The 24,043-nt window shown below is 70.9% G+C and carries 21 protein-coding genes and 1 tRNA gene; 12 read left to right on the top strand and 10 right to left on the bottom strand.

Features of this window, described 5'->3' with window-relative positions; translation table 11 throughout:
- Positions 1–81 precede the first annotated feature (81 nt).
- A complete protein-coding gene (locus tag ACFYPN_RS29265) occupies positions 82–231 on the top strand; it encodes a hypothetical protein (RefSeq protein ID WP_389302348.1) in 150 nt (49 codons plus the stop codon).
- A 135-nt stretch (positions 232–366) separates the two neighbouring features.
- On the opposite strand, the gene ACFYPN_RS29260 is transcribed toward ACFYPN_RS29265, so the two are convergent.
- Positions 367–717 carry a MerR family transcriptional regulator gene (locus tag ACFYPN_RS29260; RefSeq protein WP_389302345.1) on the bottom strand — a complete coding sequence of 117 codons (351 nt, stop codon included), beginning with the start codon at positions 715–717 and terminating at the stop codon, positions 367–369.
- 923 nt (positions 718–1,640) lie between these two features.
- On the opposite strand from ACFYPN_RS29260, the gene ACFYPN_RS29255 reads away from it, so the two are divergent.
- The 5 genes from ACFYPN_RS29255 to ACFYPN_RS29235 all read left to right on the top strand — a co-directional run bounded on the left by ACFYPN_RS29255 (position 1,641) and on the right by ACFYPN_RS29235 (position 5,631).
- Positions 1,641–2,456: an FG-GAP repeat domain-containing protein gene (locus ACFYPN_RS29255; protein WP_389302344.1), complete on the top strand. Its 816-nt coding sequence runs from the start codon at positions 1,641–1,643 to the stop codon at positions 2,454–2,456.
- 166 nt (positions 2,457–2,622) lie between these two features.
- Positions 2,623–2,695 (top strand) — tRNA-Arg (locus ACFYPN_RS29250).
- Between the two features lie 422 nt (positions 2,696–3,117).
- Positions 3,118–3,357: a helix-turn-helix domain-containing protein gene (locus tag ACFYPN_RS29245; protein WP_389302341.1), complete on the top strand. Its 240-nt coding sequence runs from the start codon at positions 3,118–3,120 to the stop codon at positions 3,355–3,357.
- An 817-nt stretch (positions 3,358–4,174) separates the two neighbouring features.
- On the top strand, positions 4,175–5,320 hold the full coding sequence (locus ACFYPN_RS29240) for a Twin-arginine translocation pathway signal (RefSeq protein ID WP_389302339.1): 1,146 nt from the start codon (positions 4,175–4,177) through the stop codon (positions 5,318–5,320).
- On the top strand, positions 5,317–5,631 hold the full coding sequence (locus tag ACFYPN_RS29235; protein WP_389302399.1) for a 4a-hydroxytetrahydrobiopterin dehydratase: 315 nt from the start codon (positions 5,317–5,319) through the stop codon (positions 5,629–5,631). The genes ACFYPN_RS29240 and ACFYPN_RS29235 overlap by 4 nt, the downstream gene beginning before the upstream one ends.
- A gap of 117 nt (positions 5,632–5,748) precedes the next feature.
- Here the strand turns inward: ACFYPN_RS29235 and ACFYPN_RS29230 are convergent, their stop codons facing one another.
- Entirely contained in the window at positions 5,749–6,483 is a 735-nt protein-coding gene (locus tag ACFYPN_RS29230) for a response regulator (protein WP_389302336.1), read from the bottom strand.
- Positions 6,480–7,658, bottom strand: a complete 1,179-nt coding sequence (locus ACFYPN_RS29225; RefSeq protein WP_389302333.1) for a sensor histidine kinase — start codon at positions 7,656–7,658, stop codon at positions 6,480–6,482. Before ACFYPN_RS29225 ends, ACFYPN_RS29230 begins: the two co-directional genes overlap by 4 nt.
- Before the next feature lie 274 nt (positions 7,659–7,932).
- Between ACFYPN_RS29225 and ACFYPN_RS29220 the strand changes: the two genes are divergently transcribed.
- Entirely contained in the window at positions 7,933–8,502 is a 570-nt protein-coding gene (locus ACFYPN_RS29220; RefSeq protein WP_389302331.1) for a VanZ family protein, read from the top strand.
- Between the two features lie 19 nt (positions 8,503–8,521).
- Here the strand turns inward: ACFYPN_RS29220 and ACFYPN_RS29215 are convergent, their stop codons facing one another.
- The 3 genes from ACFYPN_RS29215 to ACFYPN_RS29205 all read right to left on the bottom strand — a co-directional run bounded on the left by ACFYPN_RS29215 (position 8,522) and on the right by ACFYPN_RS29205 (position 14,920).
- On the bottom strand, positions 8,522–9,448 hold the full coding sequence (locus ACFYPN_RS29215) for an aminoglycoside phosphotransferase family protein (RefSeq protein WP_389302328.1): 927 nt from the start codon (positions 9,446–9,448) through the stop codon (positions 8,522–8,524).
- Positions 9,449–9,646: 198 nt separating this feature from the next.
- The gene (locus ACFYPN_RS29210) at positions 9,647–11,605 is read right to left on the bottom strand and encodes an MFS transporter (protein WP_389302396.1); all 1,959 of its coding nucleotides are present in this window, start codon (positions 11,603–11,605) and stop codon (positions 9,647–9,649) included.
- Between the two features lie 468 nt (positions 11,606–12,073).
- The gene (locus ACFYPN_RS29205) at positions 12,074–14,920 is read right to left on the bottom strand and encodes a serine hydrolase (protein ID WP_389302325.1); all 2,847 of its coding nucleotides are present in this window, start codon (positions 14,918–14,920) and stop codon (positions 12,074–12,076) included.
- Between the two features lie 193 nt (positions 14,921–15,113).
- Here ACFYPN_RS29205 and ACFYPN_RS29200 point away from each other — a divergent pair, with 193 nt between their 5' ends.
- The 4 genes from ACFYPN_RS29200 (at position 15,114) to ACFYPN_RS29185 (ending at position 19,818) form a co-directional block, all read left to right on the top strand.
- Positions 15,114–15,827, top strand: coding sequence for a GPP34 family phosphoprotein (locus ACFYPN_RS29200; RefSeq protein ID WP_358758165.1), 714 nt, complete (start codon positions 15,114–15,116; stop codon positions 15,825–15,827).
- 270 nt (positions 15,828–16,097) lie between these two features.
- Complete coding sequence (locus ACFYPN_RS29195; RefSeq protein WP_358758167.1) at positions 16,098–16,955, top strand: helix-turn-helix transcriptional regulator; 858 nt, start codon at positions 16,098–16,100, stop codon at positions 16,953–16,955.
- Positions 16,956–17,275: 320 nt separating this feature from the next.
- On the top strand, positions 17,276–17,482 hold the full coding sequence (locus tag ACFYPN_RS29190; RefSeq protein WP_389302322.1) for a DUF397 domain-containing protein: 207 nt from the start codon (positions 17,276–17,278) through the stop codon (positions 17,480–17,482).
- A 770-nt stretch (positions 17,483–18,252) separates the two neighbouring features.
- The gene (locus tag ACFYPN_RS29185) at positions 18,253–19,818 is read left to right on the top strand and encodes a sodium:solute symporter family protein (protein ID WP_358758171.1); all 1,566 of its coding nucleotides are present in this window, start codon (positions 18,253–18,255) and stop codon (positions 19,816–19,818) included.
- A gap of 101 nt (positions 19,819–19,919) precedes the next feature.
- Here the strand turns inward: ACFYPN_RS29185 and ACFYPN_RS29180 are convergent, their stop codons facing one another.
- On the bottom strand, positions 19,920–20,237 hold the full coding sequence (locus ACFYPN_RS29180; protein ID WP_358758172.1) for a hypothetical protein: 318 nt from the start codon (positions 20,235–20,237) through the stop codon (positions 19,920–19,922).
- Positions 20,238–20,373: 136 nt separating this feature from the next.
- A complete protein-coding gene (locus tag ACFYPN_RS29175) occupies positions 20,374–20,982 on the bottom strand; it encodes a TetR/AcrR family transcriptional regulator (RefSeq protein ID WP_358758174.1) in 609 nt (202 codons plus the stop codon).
- A gap of 88 nt (positions 20,983–21,070) precedes the next feature.
- Here ACFYPN_RS29175 and ACFYPN_RS29170 point away from each other — a divergent pair, with 88 nt between their 5' ends.
- The gene (locus tag ACFYPN_RS29170; RefSeq protein WP_389302319.1) at positions 21,071–21,997 is read left to right on the top strand and encodes an aldo/keto reductase; all 927 of its coding nucleotides are present in this window, start codon (positions 21,071–21,073) and stop codon (positions 21,995–21,997) included.
- Positions 21,998–22,071: 74 nt separating this feature from the next.
- Here the strand turns inward: ACFYPN_RS29170 and ACFYPN_RS29165 are convergent, their stop codons facing one another.
- Positions 22,072–23,187, bottom strand: coding sequence for a CU044_5270 family protein (locus tag ACFYPN_RS29165; protein WP_389302316.1), 1,116 nt, complete (start codon positions 23,185–23,187; stop codon positions 22,072–22,074).
- Positions 23,184–23,852: an RNA polymerase sigma factor gene (locus ACFYPN_RS29160; RefSeq protein WP_389302313.1), complete on the bottom strand. Its 669-nt coding sequence runs from the start codon at positions 23,850–23,852 to the stop codon at positions 23,184–23,186. Before ACFYPN_RS29160 ends, ACFYPN_RS29165 begins: the two co-directional genes overlap by 4 nt.
- Positions 23,853–24,043: the final 191 nt, after the last annotated feature.

Raw genomic sequence — 24,043 nt, 5'->3', positions numbered from 1 at the left:
TTCCCCGCCGACACGATCCTCATCTCTCCGAGGCGGTACGCCCACCTCCCCGGTGCGTGCACCCACCTGAGCGAGGAATGGGTGACCGCTCCACGCTGGGGCTGGATCCCGGCCCCGCCCGCCGGGCTCTGGGAAAGCCTGGGCACCAGCTGCCCGGCGACCGCGACGGAGGGAAACACGGACCGGCAGGCGGTCCGGCGGTGCGAGGAGTGCCAGGCGGCGGTGGACTGAAAGCTGTTCCCCGCACGCTCACGGCGTCCGGGGATCAGCGGCTTCGAGCTGCGGCTTCTCGTTGCGCTTCGAGCTGCGGCTCTGCGTTGCGGCTCAGGGAGACCGCGTTGCGTTGCGGCTTCGAGCTGCGGTGGATCAGCGGCTTGGAGCCGCAGTGGTGGAGTGGGCCGAACCCGCGGTCCAGCGGTGGTCGGCGTGGATGCGTTGGGCTTCTTCGAGCTGGTCCTCGAGGATGACGATGCGGCATGCGGCCTCTATGGGAGTGCCCCGGTCGACGAGCTCACGGGCGCGGGCGGCGATGCGCAGTTGGTAACGGGAGTACCGGCGGTGGCCACCGGCCGACCGCAACGGGGTGATGAGGCGGGCTTCGCCGATGGCGCGGAGGAAGCCCGGGGTGGTGCCGAGCATCTCGGCGGCCCGGCCCATGGTGTAGGCGGGGTAATCGTCGTCGTCGAGTCTGACGTGCGGGGCGTCTGCCGCTGTCATCTCACCTCTCTGGGGAACGCGTGGAGGGGCCCTGGTGCCTATTGACACCAGGGCCCCGAAGGAACTGCTACACCATCAGCCGACCCTGGTACTGCGCCGGCCCTCTGTTTCCGCGGACCCGGCCCGAACGCTGCCGGGGGTGCGGGGATCGCGATTGCTTGACCGGAGACCACCTCACTATCGATGTCCTGCGGTACCCGGGTTCAGACTTCCGCCCGGGCGATCCTGATGGCGCGTGCCCCTCCGTTCTTCCCTCTGGGAACTGTTGCTCATTACTGCTGGTGTTGCGAACTGCTGGTCATGCGTACTGCTGGTGTTGCGTCCTGCTGGTAAAGCGAACTACTGGTACTCGTCATGCTGTTACTGCTGCTACTGCTGGTGTTGCGAACTGCTCTGTGGCCTGTGTCAGCGCCACCACTCTTCGGCAGCCAGCCCCGTCGCCCGTCCTGCGTCTGCTCTGGCTTAGAACCCCACTGCCGAACTTCCCGGTGCGCGCGTCCGCAGCCGACGCCTTCACCGAGGTGCTGCCTCATGACTTCACTGCTGAGCCCTGCTCGCGGCAGCCCCTGATCACTGCGGGCCGCCCGGTCCGGTCGTCAGTCCCGTCGCCATCCTGCAACTGCTCCGGCTTCGGAACTCCACCACCGCACCGTCCTGCAACTACCTGTACTGCACTTACTGCTTCCCGGCAGTTCATCTCTGCCGGGCCTTGCGGTCTCTCTGGCTACGAGAGAAACAATAACCAGGTCGACGCTGAATGTCTACACCCGCCATCACAGATTTTCGCGAGCCCGGCAGAGAGGTAATCAAGGTCGGCCGATCCCCTCCACAGCGGAGCCGGATCTCCGGGAGACATGACCCGTCGCGGCACGAGCGCCCACCACCGGCAAGTCGGTCATCCACCCCGGCCGCGATCCCCTCACATGCCTGACGAGGCGTCACGCCTGGTTCGCCGCAGTAAGGTTCGTCACTGGGTCACCGCGACTCTCGCCCGGTGGTGGGCGCTGCTGATGGCCGCCGCCGACTTCAACGCGGACGGCAAGGCCGACCTGCTGACAATCGACGCGGCCGACAACTACCTCTACGTCCAACCCGGCAACGGCACCGGCACGTTCGGCCGACGCGTGAAGGTCCCCCCCGGCAAGTGGAGCGGCATGCGCCTGCTGGCGGTCGCGGACTACACCGGCGACGGCAAGGCCGACATCCTCGCCGCCCACGTCAACGGCAACCTCTACCTCTACCCCGGCAACGGCGCCAACGGTGTCACGGGCTCTTCCATCCCCCGGAGCGGCTGGAACACCATCAGCATGATGGCCGCCGCCGACTTCAACGGCGACAAGAAGGGGGACATGGTCGGCGTGAGCGGCAACGGCAACCTTTACTTCTACGCCGGCCAGGGCTCCACCTTCGCAGCGGCCACGGAGGCGAGCACCGGCTGGGCCCACATGCGGGCCGTCGTCGCGGGCGACTTCACCGGCGACGGCAAGGCCGACGCGTACGCGGTCCATAACAGCGGCGCCCTGTACCTGTACACCGGCAAGGGCGACGGCACCTTCAACGGGGCATCCCAGACGGGCCAGGGTTGGCAGGGCATGCGGCTCGTCTCCGGAGGCGACTTCAACGGGGACGGTAGGACCGACATCATCGCCATCAACGACAACCGCGGCATCTACGCCTACCCCGGCAAGGCAGCAGGCGGCCTGGGCACCCCCATCGTCACCCCCGCCCCGGCGAACTGACCCGCCCGGACACGCGACTGCACCCGCCCTCCAGACCGCCGGGAGGGCGGGTGTCTCAGCCCCCTCACAGGCCCCCTTCCCCACGGCGTCCCCGCACGCCCACTGCGGTACCCGCTACACTGGCCGCGGCGAGCAGACCCTCACCGGTCGATCGCCCAACTGTCCCGCCTTCGTAGCTCAGGGGATAGAGCACCACTCTCCTAAAGTGGGTGTCGCAGGTTCGAATCCTGCCGGGGGCACAGCTACAAGCAGGCAGTTTCTGGCAAAGGGCCAGGTCAGGGCAGACGCCCGGCCTGGTCCTTCTGCGTAGGCTCCCGTTCTACTCACGCTCTCCCCCGTCCTCCCCCGCTCTCGGTACGCGAGCACGTTCCCCAAATCCTCCCCAGATGATCATGCAGAAGCCGCAGGTGGGGGCTGACCACAGACAAGCGGCCCCCCGCCGAAGCGAGGGGCCGCCGCGCGCCAGGCCGAGGGTGCCGCCCTTCTCACCTGGCACGTCATGGGTGCAGCCGAGGCCGCGAGGCCATCGGGACACGTGTTCGAATTACCGCGCAATGCCCTTGGGGATCGAAGCATTCCGGTAGTGAGTGCGGCATCCATGATCAGCCGTTTTAGGGTCAACCCCAAAGACAAGTGATCTTGATGCGGCGAACGTGGGCAGGTGCACCACCAGCCGACGCCCGACGACCGCGTCCTCGCGCGCCGTCGAGCCGTCGGCGACCGGATACGAGCCGCTCGACTGCACGTTGGCCTCACCCAGGAAGCGGTGAGCCTCCGCGCCGGCATCGGGCTCGACTCGTACAACCGCATCGAGAAGGGCCACGCGTCCCCGCGGCTCGACAGCTTGATCCGGATCGCCGACGCGATCGGCGTGCCGCTCGCCGACCTGGTCCGCGAGTAACCTGCGTCAGTTCCGTCTAGCCCGTGGTGCCGGCATCGCGTCGAGCTGTGCGTGGAGCATGCTCGGCGATGCCCGTCGGGTGACGCACGCCGGGTCGCCCGCCGGGTGGGCGTACGCGTCCTCTCGGGCACCGGATGCCGAGTGCCCCTCGGAGACGACGACTGCGGCACCGGTGATCGTGCGGTCGCAGTCGACGCAGTACCGGGGGAAGGTCATCGGGCCGCCCTCCACTTCCGGCCGAGCGCCACGGCGGTGGGGCAGGCGACGTTGGCCCGACAGGTCGCGCACTGCTCGGTGTGGAATATCCACGTGCGGTACGCCCGGTCCCCGGCGGTGAGCGGCGACGGTGTGGTCGTCCTCACCTGGTCACCCCCGACGTCTCGGGCAGTACGCGGTACAGCACCTGTACACCGCGCTGCTCGGCGCACGCGGCGTGCGCGTACACGGAGGTGCCTGCCACGCCAGCCGTGCCATGCACACGGACGCACACGTCGGCCCCGGGCTTCGGGCAGTACGTGCACTCTCTGCTCTGCTTCATCGCTCACCCCTGGCGGGAGATCTGATTCGAGGGGCTCTCAGCCATTTCGCTGCACGGCCCGCTGTCACACCCCGATGATGTGTGTGCACGTCAGGTAGCGAATAGGCCACCGGGTGGCCATCGGTGGCCACGTAGCGGCCACGGCCGGGAGCGCACACGATGACACCTCACACTGGGCAGGCAGGCCGCAACGATGCTCTCCGCGCGGGACGCTTACGCGCAGGATGGCGGACCGTCGAGGCTGCTGCTCACGCTCTCACCGAACACGGTCAGCAGCTCTTGGACGACCGGCAGTTCACCGTGTCCGCACGCACCTGGCGGCGCTGGGAGGGCGACCGCCCCGGGTGGCCGGCAGAAGAGACAGCGATCGTTCTCCACGACGCACTCGGCCGGTGGCCCGAGGACCTGGGCTTCACCACTCCGCCGGGCTGGCTGCGGCCCGAGCACCACGAAGAGGCAGATGTGAGACGACGCGCCTTCGCGAGCGTCACCGCGGCAGCGCTCGTCGCCGGACCCGTGGCACCGCAGCACGTCGACCCGGCCCTGATCGGGTACTTCCAGACGCAGCTGGAGGGCCACTACCGGGCAGACATGTTCCTCGGCCCCCACGATCTGATTGGCACTGTGGCCGCCCAGTACCAGCTGATCGACAAGCTGGTGCGTTCGGCGAAGGGCGAGACGCGGCGAGGACTCCTGCGCGTCGGCGCGGCCTACGCGGCGCTGGTCGGCTGGCTGTACCAGGACGCGGGCGACATGGACGGGGCGTCCTTCTGGCGCGGGGTGACGCAGGAGATCGCGATGCGGTCCCGCGACCCGCACCTCATCGGGTACTCGCTGGTGAATCAGGCGCAGGTGCGCACCGACCTGGGCGACGGGCATGCGGTCATCGACCTGTGCGAGGCCGCGCTGGACGATGCCGACCGCCTGGTCCCGAAGGTGCGGATCATGGCGATGCAGCAGCAGGCGCACGGCGCCAGCCTCACCGGGGAACGCCGGACAGTGGACCAACTGCTGGACGAGGCTGGCCGTTTGCTGCCCCGGGTCGACGACGACCTGCCGTGGGGCAACGCGTGCCGGCGGACGCCCGGGTACTTGGAAGTGCAGCGGGCCACCTGTTACGGGCGTCTCGGCCTCGGCATCGAAGCGGGGGATCTGTGGTCGCAGGTGCTCACGATGGTGCCGGAGACAGCCCGTCGGGACCGCGGGGTGTACATGGCCCGCCAGGCGACCGCAGCCGCTGTTGCACGCGAGCCAGACCAGGCGGTGGAGATCGCGCGCACGGTGGCGACCATCGCGGTGGAGACTCGCTCGGCCAGAATGAGCCGGGAGCTGGACACCCTGGAGCGGGCGATGCGCCCGTGGCACGATGCCCCAGTCGGCCGGGACCTCGCGGAGATCCTGGCACCGGTGAACGAGGGGAGCTGACGGTGAAGGACCCGTTGACGGAGGAGCAGATCGCGGAGCACCTGGCTGCACGTCCAGGATGGTTGCGCGACGGTGACGAGATCACCCGCAGCTTCGGTGTGCGCTACCACGGGGGCGTCGCGATGATCGTGCACGTCGCGGACGTGGAGCGGCTCATCGGCCACCACGCGGACATCGACCTCCGGTGGGACCACGTGCGCTTCGGGATCACGACCCACGACGCCGGCCATAAACTGACCGCCGCCGACTTCGACCTCGCCGCGCGCATCGACCAGATCGCCTCAGCCCACGACGCGGTACCAGTCGCCTGACCCGGGGCATGACGAAACGCCCCCGCCCGGCCAGGTGGCCAGACGGGGGCGCCCAGCATGCCACGACGGTCCCCCGCATCGACGTCGGTATCCGTCGGGCCGACGCCCCCCGGGTCCTCACCCCGCTGCCCCCGCAATGCCGTTGCGCCAGGCCCAGGCCGCGATCTCCACACGGTTGCGGGCGCCCAGCTTGGCCTGGACGTTGCTCAGGTGGGTCTTGACGGTGCCGGTGCTGATGGAGAGGGCGGAGGCGATCTCGGCGTTGGTGAGGCCGTCCGCGAGGAGGACGACGACCTCCAGCTCACGCGGGGTGAGCGGCGGGGTGAGCGGCGGGGTGGAGGGCGGGGTGAGCGGGTCGGCCGGGGTGGCAGCGGTGCGACGGCCGGTGGCGTGGCCGTTACGACGGCCGGTACGACGGCCGGTGGCGTGGGCGCGCAGGAGGCGGAGGGTGAGGGAGGGGCTGACGAGGGCGTCGCCGGAGGCGGCGGCGCGTATCGCCTCGGTGAGCAGGCGCGGGCCCGAATCCTTGAGGATGAAGCCGCAGGCACCGGCCTCGATGGCCTGGTTGAGGTAGGCGTCGTCGTCGAAGGTGGTGACGATGACGACCTTCGGCGGGTTCACCGTGCCAGGCCGGTTGAGGAGGCGCAGCGCGTCCAGTCCATCGAGGCGGGGCATGCGGATGTCCATGAGGATCACGTCGGGGCGGTGCGCAGCGGCCTGTTCGACGGCGTGCAGGCCGTCGTGGGCGTGGGCGACCACTTCGATGTCGTCCTCGGCGGAGAGGATCATCGCCATGCCGGTGCGGACGATGGCCTGGTCGTCGGCGAGGAGGACGCGGATCGCCGCGGTCACGCGGACATCGCCCCTCGCGGGCAGGGGAGTTGTGCGCTGACGCGCCACCGCCCCTGGCCGTCGGCGCCCGCGGTGAAGGTGCCCCCGGTCGAGGTGACACGTTCGCCGAGGCCGGTGAGGCCGTAGCCCCGGCTGTGCGCGGATCGCGCTGTGCCGTCGTTGGTGACGGTGGCGGTGATGTGGTCGCCCGTGGTGCAGAGGTGGACGGTGATCCGGCTGGTGTCCGGGGCGTGTTTCCGGATGTTCGTGAGGGATTCCATGACGATGTGGTGGAGCACTACCACGGTGTCGGTGGGGAGTTGGTCGAGCGGGCCCTCCTCCACGAGCCGGGCGTGGGCACCGGGGAGGGTGAAGTCGGCGACGAGCCGGCGTATCCGGGTGAGATCGGCGTGCGGGGTGTGCTCCGCGACGGTGTCGGGGGCCCGGAGGCCGCTGACCATACGGCGCAGGGCGCCCAGCGCGTCGGTTCCGGCCTGCTCGATCTGGGCCAGGGCGGGCGTGATCATCTCGGGCCGGGCGGTGGCGACGGCCTGGGCTCCCTGGGCGTGGACGACGATGCCCATGACGTGGTGGGCGACGTAATCGTGCAGATCGCGGGCGAAGGTGAGGCGCTGTTCGAGCCGGAGGCGTTCGTCGCGGTGCTGCCGGTCGGCCTCCACCAGGCGCAGGCCGAGGGCCACGGTGGCGACCGCGCCCGCGACCAGTCCGACGAACAGGGTGAGGGTGAGGCTGCCCTCGTCGATGTCCACCGCGACCGGCCGCAGCACGACGGCCGCGAGCAGGAGCGGGGTGGCGACGGCCGACGTCCTGGGCGCCCCCCGGCGCAGGGTCAGGGCCAGCACGAGGACGAGCACGCTGATCTCGAAGAAGCTGTACGCGTCCGTACGCTCGACGGGCTCCCCGGCCCGCGCGGCGAGGACACGGAGCGCCGCGGTGACGCCGAGGGAGAGGACCGCGAGGGCCACCGCGAGCGCGGCGAACACCCCGGGCGGCAGCCACCGCCCGCCCGGCACCCGTACGAGGAGCAGCAGCGCGGACGCCGCCCCGGAGACGGCGAGGTACGGGGCTGCCGCACTGTCGTCGAGGCCACCCAGATAGTCCAGGTACAGGGCGGCCCCGAGCCCCAGGAGTACGGCCGTCACGGCGAGGACGCGCAGGCCCGTACGGAGGCCCACCGGCGAGAACCGGCGGCCCGGGCGAGACAGGCGGGGCAGGCGGGACGCGCGGGGGAGTCCAGGCGGCCCGGAGGAGCCGGACGGAGCGGGGAGCATGTGCGGAAGCCTACGCACGTCGGGCGCCCGCGACCTCTGCCGAAAGTCGTAGGCGCGGCCGGAAGATCTGCTGTTCGGCCGATCCGCGCACCGGGACGGTCCGGCGAGGGTGGGGCCATCGCTCACAGGAGCGGTCGCCTCACCTCCCCGCCGCGTCGGACGATCCCCGGAGCACGCCATGAGTACGCAGTTCGAGATTCCCGCCCTGTACGTCGAAGGGCCGGCCCTGGCGGTGTTCGCCGTGTACGCGGTGGCACAGCGGTGGCGGAACGCGCCGGGGTGGAGCGGCCGGCACCTGGCCGCGCGGGTGACCGCCGCGCTCTACGCCGCCGCTGTCGTGTCCCTCACCCTCTTCCCGATCCGGGTCTACACCGGCGAATACCGCAACCTGAGTCCGTGGTTCAACCAGATCTCCCCGATCCCGCTGCTGATGGCCGACGTGACGATGGTCCCGAACGTCATCATGTTTGTACCGTTCGGCTTCCTGCTGCCGCTCTTCATCCGGTGCGAGGGAGCCCGCCGGATGGCGTGGATGGCCGCACTGGCGAGCCTGGCCATCGAGGGCACCCAGCTGGCGCAGTACATCGTCTTCAGCTCCGGCCGCGCGGTCGACATCAACGACGTCATCGCCAACACCCTCGGCGGGCTCATCGGGTTCGCCCTTCTGCGCCTCGCGCTCCGCAGGGAACGGACGCGCGCCCTCTTCGCGCGCTGGGCGCTGCCCGCCGCCGCCCCGACGCGCGTCTGAGAGCAGCGTCGGGACAGCGCTACACCCCCTCCGCCACCAACTCCCCGATCACGCGCCGTGCGTTGGCCGCCATCACCTGGTTCGTGGAGCGGTAGTGGGCGAGTTCGGGGAGGGCGATGGACAGCGCCCAGCCGCGCGCCCGCCGCCAGGTCGCCTCGTCCGCGCCCGACGCGGTACGGAACCCGGAGCGGGCAGTGGCGGGGAGCAGGTACCAGGCGGCCATCAGATCGAGTGCCGGATCGGCGAGGCCCATGCAGCCGAAGTCGATGACCGCACCGAGTCGGCCCTCCTTGATGAGGATGTTGCCGGGCTGGAGGTCTCCGTGGGACCAGACCCCCGGCCCGTCCGGCGCGGGGGCCCGCAGCGCCGCCTCCCACACGGCGAGAGCTGCCTCGGCCCCCGGGCGGCCGTCCGGAGCGGCGTGCAGGACCCCGCGGAGACTCCCGATCGTCCGGCGGGTGTCGTCGTCCCGGGCGGCAAGGGGTTCACAGCGGTACGCGGGCGGGGCGCCGGCCGGGTCGACGCGGCGCAGAGCGATGACGAACTGGGCCAGATCTGCGGCCAGTTCGCTGCCGTCCGGGTGCCCTTCCACCACTCCCACCCCCAGCTCGCAGCCCTCCGGGGCCAACCACCGGTTCAACGGCTCGCCTTCGAGCCAGCGGCACACCGACCAGGGCCAGGAGTACCCCTCCCCCGGTCCGCCCTGGGCGAGCGGGGCGGGGATCGGGACGGGAAGGTGCGCGGCCAGCCGGGGCAGCCAGTGGTGCTCCTTCTCCACGTCCCGCGCGCCCGGCTCGGCGAGCGGGAGCCGTACCGCCATCGCTCCCCCGAGCCGGTAGATGGCGTTCACCGTGCCGTGGGAACCGGTCCGGTGGACGGGCAGCCCGGCCCACTGGGGGAACTGCGCGGCGACCAGGGCCCGTACAAGATCTTCGTCGGAGAGCATGAGCCGATCGAATCGGCTGGACGGAGCCACCGCAACCGCTTTCCGCACGGGACCCCGGAACCTGCCCCCACCCGATGCCACCTGCGGAAACGCGGGGCGGTGGCGGTGCCCGGAAGCAACCCGCGATCACCGCTGGGCCGCACTCCTGCCCGTACTCCATCCTCCGGCCCGGAGCACGGGGGCCGCTCGATCAGGGCGTCAGCGCAGCTCTTCCGGGCACGGGGTGCCGGGGCTGAAACGGTAGGGCGCGGCGAGCTGGTAGACGCCCGCCTTGGGCGCCACCAGCTCGGTCCACTGGTCGCCGTGGGTCTCCTCGTCCACCTCCAGGAGGCAGCCGTTGACGTTGTCGAAGGTCTTGGGAGCGTTGTCGTCGTCCTTGGTGCGCTCCTTGGACTCCGCCGTCTCCTGGGGGCGGTCCATGCCTTTGCCCTCCTCGTCCACGAGGGAGAGCCAACGCGTGTAGGGCACCCGGATGAGGAAGCGGCCGGCCTCGGGGACCCGGAGCGTGATCTCGTCGGCCTCGAAGTTCAGGACGGTGGCGGGCGGGTCGGCGAGCGGGGTCGGGTCCTCGACCCGGTACAGCTTCCAGTTGGCGTCGGCCCAGAGCTGCTTCAGGTACGGCAGGCCCTGGCCGACCAGGGCCGCCTCCTGGGCGGCCCCGCTGTCCGGTTCACCCTTGGGCAGGACGACGTAGTGGACGGCCCAGCGGTCGAGCCACTCGCGGTAGTTGGTCTTGTCGAGGGTGTCGTCGTAGAAGAGCGGGTTGCGCTTCATGTCGGCCTGGCGGTTCCAGCCCCGGGCGAGGTTGACGTACGGCGCGAGGGCCGAGGCCTCGCGGTGGCTGCTCGCGGGCACGACCTCGATCCGGCCCCTGGTCGCGTCGACCTCCTGGAGCTCGTTGACGAGTGGTGCCAGCTCGCGCGCCCAGGACGCGGTGGGGGCGGTGCGGACGATGTCGGCGACGCTCTTGAAGCCGATCCAGAAGTTCAGGCCGACGACGGCGATCACCAGGGCGTACCACCGGCGGGTGCGCGGCGCGGTGAACGGCAGCGCGGCCAGCAGCACCACACCGGCGAAGAGCATCGCCATGCGTGTGATGTTGGAACCGATCTGGGAGTCCACGAAGTAGGTGGCGAGCGTGCCGAGACCGTAGAGGGCGGACGCCGTGCGGACCGTCTTCCAGTCGCGGGGCACCAGGACGAAGACGAACACCGCGAAGACGAACGGCAGCGACAGCGTGCCCACCGACATCGGCTGGGTGCCGGAGAACGGGAAGAGCCACGAGGAGAGCCCGACCACGGCCACCGGCGGCAGCCCGATGGCGTACGCGCCGGGGCGCCGCTTGTGCAGGAAGAGCGCGGCGGCCACCACGCCGAGGAAGAGGCCGGCGACCGGGCTGGACGCGGTGGCGAGCCCGGCGAGCGGCGCGGCGACGGCCGCCTTCGCCCAGCGCCTGTACCGCCAGCGGTACGGCCAGCAGAACACGGCGGCGACGGCCCCGACCGCGAACATCATGCCGAGCCCGAACGTCACCCGCCCCGACAGCGCGTTGCACAGGTACGCGAAGACCCCGGCGAGCGAGCAGACGAGCGGGTTCCGCACCGCCTTGACCCGCACCAGGATCATCGCGGTGAGCCCCGCGGAGACGGTGCCGGCGAGCATCATCGTCGAGCGGACGCCGATGAGGGACATCAGGTACGGCGAGACCACGCTGTACGAGACGGGATGCATGCCCCCGTACCAGGCGAGGTTGTACGCGGTGCCGGGGTGCTGGCCGACGAACTCGGCCCAGGCGTCCTGCGCCGCGATGTCGCCGCCGCTGTTGGCGAAGAAGAAGAACCAGAGGACGTGGGTGACGGCCGCGGCGGCCGTTGCGATCGTGACGGGGTGGCGCGCCAGCCGGCCGAGCAACGAGCCGGAGGCCGCGTCCGGGCGGCCACGGTCGGCACGGTCGCGGTCGGCGTGGTCGCGGTCGGCGTGGTCGCGGTCGGCCTGGTCGGCGTGGTCGCCGAGGTCGGGGTGGTCGGGGTGGTCGCCGAGGTCGGGGTGGTGGCGAGCCGCGTGGTCACGGTCGGCGCTGCCGCGGCCCGCGTGGGCCGGGTGCGCTGCGGGTTCCGGCACCGGTCCGGGTTCCGGCACGGGCGCCGGTTCCGGCATGTGCTCGGGTTCCGGTGCGTCCGGGGTGCGCTGGGTCGGCAGGAGGTCCGGCGACGCCACGAGGTCCGGCGATGCGGCGGGTTCTGCGGGGCCCGTCGGGCCGCCGGTCCCGAGGCTGTCGGTCTGTCCCGGCTTCCGGACTCTCTCGCTGTCCGCCTCGCGGCCGGGTCTCGGCTCCGCGGTGGTCACTACGGCTCTCCCCGTCATCCGCCGGCCCCGGTGCGTCCCCGGCGACCGCGCGTCCTGCGGGACGCGCCCCGCGCCCGCCCGCCGTCCCAGCCGTCCGGCCCGCTCGGCCTGCTCTGCTGTCCGGTTATCGACTGGTCGGCTGTTCGGCTTTCCGGCTGTTCAGTCTGTTCGGTCTGTTCCGGGACGCTAACACGTACCAAGCGGACAGAAGGGGGACGGGGGGCGCCGGATCGGCACCCCCCGTCACCTCGTCCCTCTTCCCGCAGGTCGGCCCGTACGTCAGCCGATCCGGGACAGCTTGGCCCCGAAACCGGGCTCGCTCAGGTCCTGCGCCAGGGCGACCGGCACCTTCACCTGGCTGCTGCCCTCGCCGACCGTCAGCGTGCCGACCCGGGTTCCGGCCGCCGCCTCGTGCGGGACGACCTTGCCGTCGTCGGTGAGCTCCAGCTTCACCGTGAGGCCGCCCCAGCCGACCGCCTTGACGTCCTTGGTGGCGACGACCTCGGTGGTCGAGCCGAGCCCGTCGTCCACGACCCCGACGACCTGGCCCTTCTTCACGATCGTGGCGCCCTTGAGCGCGTCCTCGGTGGCCACCATGACCGTCTTGCTGACCCGGTTGACCTCGTCGATGATCGACTGGCTGTCGTACTGGCCGAGGATCGCGCCGACGATCAGCTGGTCGGTCCCGTCGATCATCTTGTGGGCCGCGAAGAGCAGGTTGCCGCCCGCCTTCGTGGTCGAGCCGGTCTTGATGCCGAGCGCGCCGTCGTAGGGGACCAGGCGGTTGTAGTTGGGCCAGGGCTTGCCGGTGGGGTCGGTCCAGCTCGGCAGGACGGTGATCTCCATCAGCGCCGGGATCTCGACCAGCTTCTCGCCGAGCTTCACCAGGTCCTCGGCGGTGCTCACGGTGGTGGCGTTGAGCCCGGAGGGGTCGGTGTACGTGGTGTTCACCATCCCGAGCTCCTTCGCCGTGGCGTTCATCTTCGCCACGAACGCCTTCTCGGAGCCCGCGTCCCACCGGGCCAGCAGCCGCGCGATGTTGTTGGCCGAGGGAATCATGATCGCGGAGAGGGCCTCGCGCTGCGTGAGCACGTCCCCCTCCTTGACGGTGTCCAGCGTGGACTCACCCTCGGAGGAGAGCTTGCCGTCCGACTCGCCCTTGGCGTCGACCTTGATCGACTCCCCGTCCGCACCCTTCTTCATCGGGTGGTCCCTGAGCACGATGTACGCGGTCATGGCCTTCGCCACACTCGCGATCGGCACCGGCTTCTGCTTCCCGAACGAGCCGACCTTGCCCAGGCCGGTCGCCGCAATGTAGCCCTGGCCCTGGTCCGGCCACGACAGATCGGGGGTGGCCCCCTCGAAGGTGTAGGTGGGCGTCGTCGTGACGGCGAGGGTCGGGTCCGGCAGCGGCCTGAACATCTGTACGAGTGCAAACACGACGACCAGCAGCAGGACGAGCGGCGTCCAGATCTTGACCCGCCGGACCGCCGTGCGGACCGGGGTCTCCTCCGGGGGCGGAGTGTTCGTCAGCTCGGCGAGCAGGTCGAGCGGCGGCTTCGGGGGCAGCGGCATCGCCCGGGTCCGGTCGGGCTCGGCCGGGGTGGGCGTACCGACGGCCGGTGTGACCGTGGGACCGACGACCGGCCCCTGCGGATCGGGACGACGCGGCGCGGGCGCCGACCGTACGTCGTCCGAGCGCAGCGGTACGAAGGTGCTGGTGCGCTCCGAGGGGCTCTCGGGCTCCGGCCCCGACTTCGGCGCGGACTTCGACCCGGCATCCGGGTCGGTCTCCGGCTTCGGCGCCTGCTCCGGGTCCGGGTCGGGCTTCGTCAACGCCTCGCGCTGGGGGATCTTCAGCGCGGTGGTGGGCTGGTCGATCCGGGCGCGGGCCGACGTGAACACGGCGGTGGGCTGGTCGATACCGGTGTCGTCGGCGCCCTCGTCCTCGCCCTCGGCACCCCCGGCGCCGCGGTCGGGTGTCTCGCTGTCCGCTGTGTCGCCGGCGCCGGTGGCTGCCGACGCCGGTTCGGTGGGCGTGGCCTCCTCGCGGGTACGGGGCACCTGGGCGCCGGCCGTCGCCACCTCGGGCTTCTCGTCCCCGGCGGGCTTCTCGACCTCGGGCTTCTCGTCCCCGGCGGCCTTTGCGTCCTCGGGCTTCTCGTCCTCGGCGGGCTTCTCGTCCTCGGGCTTCTCGTCCTCGGCGGCCTTTGCGTCCTCGGGCTTCTCGTCCCCGGCGGCCTTTGCGTCCTCGGGCTTCTCGTCCCCGGTGGGCTCTGCGGCCCCGGGCTTCTCGTCCTCCGTGGGCTCTGCGGCCTTCACGGCCCCTGCGGGCTCTTCGGCGGCGGCGGCGGAGCTGTCGTCCTTGCCGTCCTTGCCCACCCAGGCGGCGACCGCACGGCGAAGCCGGGTGTCGCCGTCACCCTCGGCGGACTCACCCTCGGCGGACTCACCCTCACCGGACTCACCCTCGGCGCGCTCACCCTCGGCGGCGTCGTCCGAAGCCTCGTCGTCGGCGGCGGCCGTACCGGCCGCCGGGGCGCTCGCGGCGCCCTTCTGTGCGCCGGAGGCTCCGGAGGGCGCGGAATCGGCCTCCGGGGGCCCTGTGGGGCCTTCAGGGGCCTCTGGCGCCCCGTCCTCGGCCTCGGCGTCGGCGGTCGCGCCCACCGTCGCGCCCGCAGTCGCGTCCGCCGTCGCATCGGCAGTGGCGTCAGCCACCGGAGCCACATCGCCCTCCGCGGCGGCGTCGGTGGACCCGTCGGTGGACTCGGCCGTGGCCTCGGTCACCGTCTCGTCCGTGGCGTCGTCCGCCGACGGGACCGGAACCCGGAAGCGGAACACCGCGGTGCGCGAGTCGGCCTCGGGCTCCACGTCCGCACTCGACGCGTCCGCACTCGACCCCGCGTCCGTACCCGATTCCTCGTCCGACTCCGCGTCCGCGCCCGCACCCGATTCCTCGTCCGGCGCGTCCGCGACGGAACCGGTATCGGCGTCCGCCGCGTCACCGACTGTGTCGTCGCTCGGTCCGGTGGGTTCACGGAACACGGAAAGCCGGGGGTCGCGTTCCTCCGGAGCCGTCCCCGAGGACTTCCGCTGCTCCGACTTGCCGGGGGACTCGCCCGCCACCAATGCCTCCTCTTAAAGCTGCGGGGACTGCCCCCGCTGTCCGAACCGTGTACCAGTGTCCTGTGTGAACCCCGGCTTCAGCTGCTAGACGAGAACGACATACCTACTGGTTCCCGTACAAAGCTGGCAGGTGCTCTCGACAGACAGTTGTGAGAGGGGTCACCCTGTCACTCATCCACGCGGGGAGGCATGGATGGGCAGGAGCCGCAGAACAATTCCGGAAGAGCTTTTGCTGCTCGCTCTGGACCCGACCACGGGTACCACGGCGCAGCCGCAGTCGCTCGACCTCGGCCTCGCCGGAGCACAGCTAGTGGAGCTGGCTCTGGCAGGTCGGATAGCCCCTGACGGGGATCGTATCGCCGTGGTGATGCCACGGCCGACTGGAGATCCGACACTGGACTCCGCACTGGAACTGCTGCGCAGACGCGGCAGCCCGGTACGGGCGGTCCACTGGATCGGCGGACCCCGACTGGGGCTCCGTCAGGTCTATCTCGCTCATCTGGAGCGGTGCGGCATGGTGCATGCCGTGGCGGGCCAGATGTGCGGAGTGCTGCCGACGACTCGCTACCAAGCGACGGACACGGCAGTCAGCAGGGACATCAAGTCCCGGCTGGACAGTGCGATCCGCACCGGCGTACCGCCGGACCCGCGGACCGCGGCGCTTGCCGCGCTGGCCCACGCGGTCGGACTCGGCAAGCACCTGTACCCGGGGAACGAAGGGCGTTCATCACGCTCCCGCCTCCGGGATCTGATCAGGCACGATCCGATGGGCGGCCTCGTGGCGCATGCCGTGATGGACGTCCAGAGCGGTGCGGGCGCACAGCCCCGCCGCACCCAGCAGGCAGCGGGAGTGCCGTTGCAGCCGCAAGCACAACGCGGCAGCATGGCCCACACCGCGGCGAGCTGAACCGCGGTGCGCCGCGCGGGTCACCCGCGCTGCGCACCGTTTCGGAACCCGTGCGGGAGACCGCGCGGAGAATCCCATACCGCCGTGCCGACGTCCGCGAAGACCCGGTTCGGGAGCCGCACCACACGCGGGGCAGCCGGAGTACCGGCTGCCCCGCGTGCTTGCGTTCCCCGTGCTCGCGTTCTCCGTTTCCCAGCGAAGCGAGGGCCAAGGGTGGCAATCTGCTGAGAAGTAGATACGCACAGCAACACAGCCGGAGGTGCCGTTTCCGTGCCGTCCACCGTCAATCCCACCGTCAGGCGACGTCGGTTGGGCCAGGAATTGCGCCGCCTGCGCGAACAAAAGGGCATGACCGCAGAAGAGGTCGCGGACCGTCTGCTGGTCTCCCAGTCGAAGATCAGCCGGTTGGAGAACGGCCGCCGTTCCATCAGCCAGCGTGACGTCCGCGACCTCTGCGGCGTCTACGAGGTCGCGGACCACCGCATCGTCGACTCCCTCATGCAGATGGCGAAGGACTCGCGCCAGCAGGGCTGGTGGCACGCGTTCGGCGACATCCCGTACAGCGTCTACATCGGTCTGGAGACCGACGCCGAGTCGCTGCGCGGATACGAACCCCAGGTCATCCCGGGCCTGCTCCAGACGCGGGCCTACTCGGAGGCGCTGATCACGGGCGCGCTCCCGGAGGCGCCGCCGGCCGACATCGAGAAACGGGTGAACGTCCGGGCCCGCCGACAGGACCGGATCAACGACCCCGAGCGGCCGTTGCGGCTGTGGGTCGTCATAGACGAGTCGGCGTTGCACCGGACGGTCGGCGGCAAGCAGGTGATGATCGAGCAGTTGGAGCACCTCGTCGCCTGCTCGAAGCTGCCGCACGTGACGGTGCAGGTGCTGCCGTTCGACATGGGCGCACATCCGGGCATCAACGGGCAGTACGCCATCCTGGAGTTCCCCGACACGGCCGACTCCAGCGTGGTCTACATCGAGGGCGTAACGAGCGACCTCTACCTGGAGAAGGCGAACGACGTCCAGCGGTACAGCGTCATGTACGAGCACCTCCGGGCCCAGGCCCTCAACGTCGAGCAGAGCCGGCAGTTCATCGGCGTGATCGCGAAGAAGTACACCGACTGAGCAGGCGGGACCGCACGGCCGGGGCCGAGCAGCCGGGACCCAGCACGGAACAGGCGAAACCGGGTCAACTCCGCCGATCGCGAGGGGCGCGAACCAGCCAACCCGCCATAGCGGGTCATGGGCGACATGCAGCGATGTGACGTGAGGGGCGACGGCACGATACACCGTCGCCACCTCATGAGGTAAGAGTTCATCGGCATTTGCCATCCGGTCGAGTGAACGGCACCTTCAGCCGTGGGAGTTGGCGAGTAGCGTCGATCACGCCAGCTGAAAACAGTCTGGTGCGACACCAACGAGCAACTCACTAAACCGGAGTGAACATGGCTATCTTCCAGGGTGCTACGAACATGTGGACCAAGTCGTCGTACTCCGGCGGCAACGGCGCCTGCGTCGAGGTCAAGTCCCCCGTCGCTCTCTCCATCGCGGTACGTGACTCGAAGGTGACCGAGGGCCCCTCGATCACCTTCGTGCCCGGCGCCTGGAACGCGTTCGTGCGGGACGTCGCGGAGCGCACGCTCGACGTCTGAGCCCGGTGATTCCCACCGGTCCGCTCCCGCGCCGCTCGCCCTGCCCTCTCGACCGGCCCGCCGTCCTGGCCGAGAGGGCTCGGCGTCACCCGCTCCGCGCGGGAGTGATCGAACGAGGTGACCGAGCGGCACGCACGCATCACCGGTGCGCCGGAGGCGACCCGAAGGCGTTCACCCGCCCCGGCCGCACGGAGAGGCACACGTTCACCGCCGCACGGCACGACCGTCGGCGCACGAGGGCGAGAACCGGCCATCGCCCCGGCTCTGCTCCGGCATCGCCGGATGTCGACCGACCAAGTTCCTCCCTCCTCGACCGCACGGGACCCGCATCCCGTGCGGTCTTGCCGTTTGCGCACCGCGCGGCGTGACTGCGAACAGCAGCGCCCCGCAGCGCGCCTGGCGTTGCGTCACGGGCGCCACTGGGCTGCACGGACCGCTCGCCGTACCGCCGGCCACGCCCGCGCCACCCGCGCCCGCACGCGTCGCGCGCGCCGCGTGCCTTCGATGTTCCGGACTGCTTGACGACCTGACGAAGTGCCCGCCCATCGTGTGGCTCCCGTCACGCCCGCACAACGCCCCACTAGGTCAAGAACGAGCAAAATCGTTCGGACTACTGATTCGCGTTCACACTCATGGACGCTTATGCCTTGACCACCTGTGCGCGGAAGGGGTTCAATCCCCCAAGTCCCCGTTACCCGCGCGGGGTACCGCTGAGCGGCCGTACCGACGAAGAGCGTTCCCGTTCACAAGGCGGACCCCTGGAGGGGTACATGAACAGTCTCGACTGGACCGTACTCATCGGATATTTCGGTGTGATGGTCGCGATCGGACTCTGGTCGCACAAGCGCGTGGACACCGTCGGTGACTTCTTCACGGCCGGCGGGAAGATGCCGTGGTGGTTGTCCGGCATCTCGCACCACATGTCGGGGTACAGCGCGGTGATGTTCACCGGCTACGCCGGCATCGCCTACACGTACGGGGTCACCTCCTTCGTCACGTGGTCGCTCCCGATCGCCATCGGCATCTTCATCGGCGCGAAGCTCTTCGCACCCCGGCTCAACCGGCTGCGCTCGCGGCTGCGGGTCGCCTCGCCGCTGGAGTACCTGAAGAACCGCTACAACATCCAGACCCAGCAGGCCCTCGCCTGGTCCGGTCTCCTGCTGAAGGTCGTGGACGTCGGCGCCAAATGGGCCGCCATCGCCACCCTGCTCTCCGTCTTCACCGGGCTCACCATCACCCAGGGCATCCTGATCACCGGTGTGGTGACCGCTGTCTACTGCACGGTCGGCGGGTTGTGGGCCGACGCTCTCACCGAGCTGGGGCAGTTCATCATCCAGTTGTTCGCCGGCCTCGCGATGCTGATCGCCGTGATGGGCAAGCTGGACGGCTTCTCCACCCTGTGGACGGTCTGGGACAAGCTCCCCGACGGGCACGCCGACCCGACGGCCGGTCCGTACACCGTGACCTTCCTGCTGGCGTTCCTCTTCATCAAGACCTTCGAGTACAACGGCGGTATGTGGAACCAGGCGCAGCGGTACATGGCCACCGACTCGGCCCGTTCCGCGACGCGTTCGGCCCGGCTCTCCGCCATCCTCTGGTTCGTCTGGCCGCTGGTGCTCTTCTTCCCGATGTGGTGCGCGCCGCTGCTGGTCCACGCGCAGAAGCCGGACGCCTCGGACAGCTATGCGCTGATGACCGAACAGCTGCTGCCGCACGGCCTGTTGGGCCTGGTGATCGTCGGCTTCTTCTCGCACACGATGGCCATGTGCTCCTCGGACGCCAACGCCATCTCCGCCGTCTTCACCCGTGACATCGCACCGACCCTCTCCAAGACGGCGCGCGGCTGGAACGAGCGCATCGGCCTGATCGCGGCCCGCTGGACCACGATCGCCTTCCTCGCGCTGTCGATGGCGGTGGCGACGCAGGTCAGCTCCCCGACGTTCAAGGACATCATCACCGTCGTCATCAAGTGGGTCGCCGGCCTGATGGGTCCGATCGCCATCCCGTTCATGCTCGGGCTGCTGCGTACGTTCCGGAAGTCCGGCCCGACCGCGGCGCTGGTCAGCTGGGCGATGGGCCTCGTCGCGTTCTGGCTGGTCAACTACCCGATCAACTGGGCCGTGGACGGCGGTGTCCCGCTCCAGTACCAGGTCTCCGTGCCGCTCGCGGTGTCGCTGATCCTGTACATCGTGATCGGTTTCGTGAAGCCGGAGGACACCCCGGCCCGCGACGCGCTCCTCGCCCGCATCAACGGGGACGGCGACGACGACTCGGCCGCCGCGCCCCTCCCCGCCCAGGGCGGCCCGGCGGCGGAGACCGCTCCGGTCCGGGACTGAGGCGCCTCGTACGGGCAGGTACGCGCACGGGCCGGCATCTCCTCGGCACTCACCGCCGGGAGGTACCGGCCCGTGCGCGCGGCTCCGCCTCGCCGGTCAGGTCACTCCCCTTCGCGCGGCAGCCCGGCCACGAACTCCGACAGGCGGGTCGCCGAAGGGGGCAGCTGCCCGCCGAGGTAGCGCTGGTAGTGGCCGGCGACCATGCGGCGCAGCCCCCGCTCGTCCGGCTCCTCACCGGTCAGTTCGAGGCGGACGTCGTGGGGTCGGCCGGTCATGCGCAGCGGCCTCGCCGTCGCGTCGAACCCGCAGGTGTACTCCTCGGGCATCTCCCACCACGTCTCCGCGTACGCCTGATCCCTCAGGACGTACATGTAGGACTCGTCGTCGAAGATGATCACAGGAGCCGTCGGCGTCGCCATCCGTGGAGTATGACGCGGAGCGCGACACCGGCGATGGGAATTGTTTCTCTCGCGGCCCGACCGGCCCGACCGCCCGACCGGCCCGACCGGCCGACCGGCCCGACCGGCCCGACCGGTGGTGCGGGCAGCGACCGGGTCAGTCCCCCGCGCGCGGGCGGAGCGCGTCCACGACCAGGTCGAGCACCCGGCCGGTCCGGTCCGGGGTGTCGCCGATGGCCACGCCGTGGAAGGCCCCGAAGATCATGGACATGGCGTCGTCGGGGTCGACGTCCGCGCGGAGCGAGCCGGTGCGCGCGCCGGTGGCGAGGATCGTCGCGATCGCCTCGGTGAGGCGTTCCCGGGTGGCCGGGGTGGCGATGGCTCCGGAGGCCCAGCCCGAGCGGAGGGTGCCCATCATCCCGCTCTTGGCCGCGACGAACTCCGCGTAGCGGTCCATCCACGCACGCAGCGCGGCCTCGGGCGGGAGGGCGGCGAGCAGTTCGTCGGCGCTGGCGGTCACGGCGTCCAGTTCGGCCGCGAAGACCGCCTCCACGAGCGCTTCCCGGGTGGGGAAGTGACGATAGAGCGTGCCGATGCCCACCCCCGCCGCACGGGCGACGGACTCCAGCGGCACGGTGTCGTCGGCCGCCGCGAAGGCCGTGAGGGCGGCGGCGAGCAGCTTCTCGCGGTTGCGTCGCGCGTCGGCGCGGGCCGGCCGCGCACCCCCGGCTGCTGGGGGCCGCTCGTCCGGTGCTTCGGGTGTCATCAAAACGGAGGACCCTCCGGTAGTGCTACTGTCGACCTAACGGAGGCTCCTCCGTTTACTCATCCTCTCACGAGAACGGGATGACCTCATGACGAGCACAGACACCACCGCCACCGGCTCCCCCCGCGCCGGAGGAGCCGGCCGGCTCGGCGCCCGGACCGTCTCCCGCATCGGCTTCGGAGCCATGCAGCTCCCCCGCCTCCGGGACGACCGCGCCGCCGCCCTCGCGATCGTGCGCCGGGCGATCGAGCTCGGCGTCGACCACATCGACACCGCCCAGTTCTACGGGGACGGCTTCGCCAACGACGTGATCCGCGAGGCGGTCCGGCCCGAGGACGACGTGTACGTCGTCAGCAAGGTCGGCGCCACGCCCCACTCCGGCGGCCCCCACCCCCTGCGCCTCGCCCAGCGGCCCGAGGAGTTGCGGGCCTCCGTCGAGGACAACCTCAAGAGCCTCGGGATCGACCGGATTCCGCTCGTCAACCTGCGGCGCGCCTCCCGCGCCCCGGGTCTGATCGCCGAGGGTGACCAGGTGGTCGACCTCGACGACCAGCTCGCCGTCATGACCGCGCTGCACGACGAGGGCAAGATCGACGCGATCGGCGTCAGCCACGTCGGCATGGACGAGCTGCGCCGCGCGCTTCCGGTCGGCCTTGCCTGTGTACAGAACGCGTACAGCCTGGTCGCCCGCGACGACGAGGAGATGCTCCGGCTCTGCGTGGCGGAGGGCATCGCCTGGGTACCGTACTTCCCGCTCGGCAGCGCCTTCCCCGGCATGCCGAAGGTGACCGACGAGGCCGCCGTCCTCGCGGTGGCCGAGTCGCTGGGCCGCACCCCCGCCCAGATCGGTCTGGCCTGGCTGCTCCACCACGCGCCCAACGTGCTGCTCATCCCCGGCACGGCCGATGCCGCACACCTGGAGGCGAACGTGGCCACCGGAGCCATCAGTCTCGATGCGGCCGCACTCGACGCACTGGACGCCGTCCCGACCCGCTCGGGGGAGATCCTCGGATAGCGGGCAGGCTTCTTGGCGCCCCGGTGCGGCCGCCCCTCGTACGGGGCGCCCGCACCGGGGCCCACTGCCGGGGATCAGGTCGCCGTCGACGACCTTCCGGCCGCCGGCCTCTCGCGCAGGGCGTCGACGACCGCGCGCTCCAGGACCGCCGTCTCGTTGATCAGGGTGCCCTTCTTACCCATGGTGGTGTCCTTGATGAGGTAGCTCCGTTCGCCCAGGTACTCCAGGGTGGCCGGGTCGAAGATCCAGGCGGTGCGCCAGCCGGCCCGCGTGTCGTCGCGGGCCACACCGATCCCGTGCCGGCCGGCCGCGTCCACCGCGTCGGGGTCCACGGTCACGCCGGGGATCTTCGCGGCGGCCTTGTAGAGGGCGGCCGCGGTCTTCGGCGGCATCAGTGTCTCCCGCAGCAGCTCGCCGATGGCGTCGAAGGCATCCTGGTCGCGGTTCCGGTCCCGGGCCGGGGTCTCGCGCGCGTCCTGGTCCCGGGTGATCTCGGTGGTGAGCCGCCGGAGCAGGACGTCGGGGTCGGTGGGCAGTGAGGCCAGCCACGTGTACGTCGGCCGGCCGAGGCCCGCCGGGGAACCGACGGCGGTCTCACCGTCCGGGACCCCGACGGTGATGGGGAAGTACGAGCCGTCCTCGTGGATCAGGCCGACATCGATCACCGGCCCTGCCTCCTGCGCCATCCACACCTCACGCTCGCGGGGTTCGGTCAGCTTCACCGGGCCGCCGAACGCACCCTCGTTCGCTGCCTGGAGTGTCTTCACGTAAACGAACTGCCCGTCGCCGACCTTCTGTTCGTCCTTCTTCGCGGCAACCGAGGCGACCCGGTCGAGCAGTACGGCCGCGCCGTGCGCGGCGGTGGACCGGGTGGCCGTGCCCGCAGCGGACGGGGCCGGAGTGCGCTCCTGGCCGGTCACGGTGAGCGTGGCCAGCAGCACCCCGCCCAGGGCGAGTCCGGTGGCGGGCAGCAGGACGGCGGGGCGGAGCAGGACGGCGGGGCGCGGGAGGCGCGTACGGGGGCGGGCGGTGGCGGGGGCGGTGTTGCTGTCTTGGTCGATCAGACGCATCAGGGTGTCCTTGTGGTGGAGATGACGGCCCGGGGGCAGGTCCCGTTCGGCCGGGGCCGGCAGCAGCCGGGCCAGTTCCTCGTGTTCGGCCCGGTCGGGGCCCAAGGTGCGGTCGTTCATCGGGCTTCCTCCTGGATGGGCAGGGCCACGAACGCGGCCCTGCTCCCTACCTCTCCGCCGCCGTGGCGGGGTTCCCTTCCGGATCGGTCCGCCTCTCCGGTGCGCGCCTCCCGCGAGGCCCCCTCCGGTCTCCGGCGGAGCTGGTCGTCGGTGAGCCGTCGCAGCCGGGTGCGGGCCCGGGACAGCCGCGACCGCACCGTGCCCACCGGGATGCCGAGGGCTTCGGCGGCCTCGGCGTAGTCCAGCCCGGACCAGACGCAGAGGGCCAGCACCTCGCGTTCCTGGCGGCGGAGTCCGCCGAGTGCCTCCCGGAGCGCGGCGAGCCGCCGGGTGTCGTCGACGCGCCCGGCCGTGGCGTCCGCGATGTCCGCCACCGGCTCCGGGGCGGGGCGACGGGCCAGGAAGGCCAGGCGGCGCCCCGTACCGCGATTGGCGTTGCGCGCCTTGTTCGTGGCGATCCCGAGCAGCCACGGCCGCAGCGAGTCCCCCTCCGGCTCCACGGCGTGCCGGGTGCGCCAAGCGGCCATGAAGGTCTCGGACAGGACCTCCTCTGCCGTCGACCAGTCGCCCGTCAGCCGGTAGGCGTGGTTGTAGACCGCCCGCGCGTACTCCTCGTAGAGCGCGGCGAACGCCTCGCGGTCCCCGGCCCTGATGAGTGCGCGCATGCGCTCCCGATCTCCCTGTTCATCACATCTCACACCTCTACCTCTCCGGCCGGACCGACGGGTTCCCGTGACCCACGCCACATGTGTACGGGGCGGCCGCCGTACCGGTACGCGCCCGGCTCCAGGCCATCGCCAGGAACCCACCCGGCACCCAGGGGCGGGATCGGGCCAACGGCCGGAAGGTGGTGCGT

It is taken from the genome of Streptomyces sp. NPDC005576, from assembly GCF_042871745.1.
Taxonomy (GTDB): domain Bacteria; phylum Actinomycetota; class Actinomycetes; order Streptomycetales; family Streptomycetaceae; genus Streptomyces.
Note: the sequence above shows the minus strand (reverse complement) of the source record. Positions and strands in the feature narration are given on the sequence as shown.

Coding starts and splice junctions, on each gene's coding strand:
- ACFYPN_RS29190 (WP_389302322.1), top strand. CDS start 17,276: ATGGCTATCTTCCAGGGTGCTACGAACATGTGGACCAAGTCGTCGTAC.
- ACFYPN_RS29175 (WP_358758174.1), bottom strand. CDS start 20,982: ATGACACCCGAAGCACCGGACGAGCGGCCCCCAGCAGCCGGGGGTGCG.
- ACFYPN_RS29170 (WP_389302319.1), top strand. CDS start 21,071: ATGACGAGCACAGACACCACCGCCACCGGCTCCCCCCGCGCCGGAGGA.
- ACFYPN_RS29210 (WP_389302396.1), bottom strand. CDS start 11,605: ATGCCGGAACCGGCGCCCGTGCCGGAACCCGGACCGGTGCCGGAACCC.
- ACFYPN_RS29160 (WP_389302313.1), bottom strand. CDS start 23,852: ATGCGCGCACTCATCAGGGCCGGGGACCGCGAGGCGTTCGCCGCGCTC.
- ACFYPN_RS29255 (WP_389302344.1), top strand. CDS start 1,641: ATGCCTGACGAGGCGTCACGCCTGGTTCGCCGCAGTAAGGTTCGTCAC.
- ACFYPN_RS29185 (WP_358758171.1), top strand. CDS start 18,253: ATGAACAGTCTCGACTGGACCGTACTCATCGGATATTTCGGTGTGATG.
- ACFYPN_RS29220 (WP_389302331.1), top strand. CDS start 7,933: ATGAGTACGCAGTTCGAGATTCCCGCCCTGTACGTCGAAGGGCCGGCC.
- ACFYPN_RS29260 (WP_389302345.1), bottom strand. CDS start 717: ATGACAGCGGCAGACGCCCCGCACGTCAGACTCGACGACGACGATTAC.
- ACFYPN_RS29200 (WP_358758165.1), top strand. CDS start 15,114: ATGGGCAGGAGCCGCAGAACAATTCCGGAAGAGCTTTTGCTGCTCGCT.
- ACFYPN_RS29215 (WP_389302328.1), bottom strand. CDS start 9,448: ATGCTCTCCGACGAAGATCTTGTACGGGCCCTGGTCGCCGCGCAGTTC.
- ACFYPN_RS29180 (WP_358758172.1), bottom strand. CDS start 20,237: ATGGCGACGCCGACGGCTCCTGTGATCATCTTCGACGACGAGTCCTAC.
- ACFYPN_RS29165 (WP_389302316.1), bottom strand. CDS start 23,187: ATGAACGACCGCACCTTGGGCCCCGACCGGGCCGAACACGAGGAACTG.